The sequence below is a fragment of the Oleiphilus sp. HI0132 genome (genome assembly GCF_001635845.1).
In genome coordinates this window covers 1-1284 of record NZ_LWGJ01001563.1, presented here as the reverse complement: position 1 = coordinate 1284, position 1284 = coordinate 1, and the positions used below count along the sequence as shown (strand labels likewise).

Sequence of the window (1284 nt, the reverse complement as noted above, 5' to 3'; positions counted from 1 at the left end):
TAAAACTCGCAATGCGATGAGCCTAAAAATGGTTAAAGAGTTAATGGCTGTGTTTGAAAGTATTCAAACACAGGAAGACATTCGTGCAGTAGTATTACGGGGCGCAGAAGGCCACTTCTGCGCTGGCGGCGATATTAAAGATATGGCAGGTGCCCGTATGGCGGAAGGCTCTAAAACTGCTGATCAAAACGACCCGTTCTACGAGCTGAACCGCGAATTTGGACGCATGATTACTTATGCGAATCAGATTCCACAGGTACTCATTGTGGTCACAGAGGGGGCAGTCCTGGGCGGAGGCTTTGGCCTTGCCTGTATTTCCGACGTTGCCCTAACCTCTAGTGACGCAAAATTTGGCTTACCTGAAACCGGCCTGGGTATTCCACCGGCTCAAATCGCTCCATTTGTCGTGACACGCATTGGCTTAACCCAAGCGAGACGTCTAGCCTTATTAGGGTCTTGTTTTAACGGTCAGGAAGCTAAGGAGCTGGGCATTGTTCACGAGGCACATGAAACAAGTGAAGCACTTGAAGAAGCCCTAGAATCAGTACTTAGCCAAGTTAAACGCTGTGCACCAGATGCTAACCGTATCACGAAAGAACTGATACTCGGAGTCGGCAAACAACCATTGGAAGAGTTATTAGACTCTGCAGCCCATTCCTTCTCACAAGCAGTACAAGGTAAAGAAGGCCAGGAAGGCACCATGGCCTTTGTACAGAAGAGATTGCCTAGCTGGGCAGAGTAGTCAGTTATCATCAAAACAATGGATTCCCGCCTTCGAGGGAATAACGATAAAAAGAGAGTATTAAGATGTCTAAACAAGTGACATTCGAAAAAGTATTAGTTGCAAACCGTGGAGAAATTGCCGTTCGTGTGATGCGTACAGCTAAGTCGCTCGGCTATAAAACCGTTGCGGTTTACAGTGAAGCTGATGCGGGTGCGCCACATGTTCTTAACGCAGACGAAGCGGTATGTATTGGTGCAGCACCAGTAGGCGAATCCTATTTAGTCGCAGACAAAATCCTTGCGGCCGCTAAACTAACTGGCGCTGGCGCCATTCACCCTGGCTATGGCTTCTTGTCTGAAAACTGTGACTTCGCCAACGCTTGCGAAAAGGCCAATATTGAATTTATCGGCCCACCTTCTGCAGCAATCGAGCTTATGGGTAGCAAACGTTTATCAAAGATCGCTATGACCAAGGCCGGTGTGCCTTGTATCCCTGGTTATGAAGGTGCTGATCAAGACATTGAGACACTCCTAAAAGAAGCCCAAACCATCGGCTTCCCT

The 1284-nt window shown here is 48.1% G+C and carries 2 protein-coding genes; both read left to right on the top strand.

The features are described from left to right. Positions 1-742: enoyl-CoA hydratase/isomerase family protein (locus A3766_RS24035; protein WP_082907201.1), on the top strand; the 742-nt coding region annotated here is incomplete at its 5' end. Between the two features lie 65 nt (positions 743-807). Further along, positions 808-1284: biotin carboxylase N-terminal domain-containing protein (locus A3766_RS24030; RefSeq protein WP_304440981.1), on the top strand; the 477-nt coding region annotated here is incomplete at its 3' end.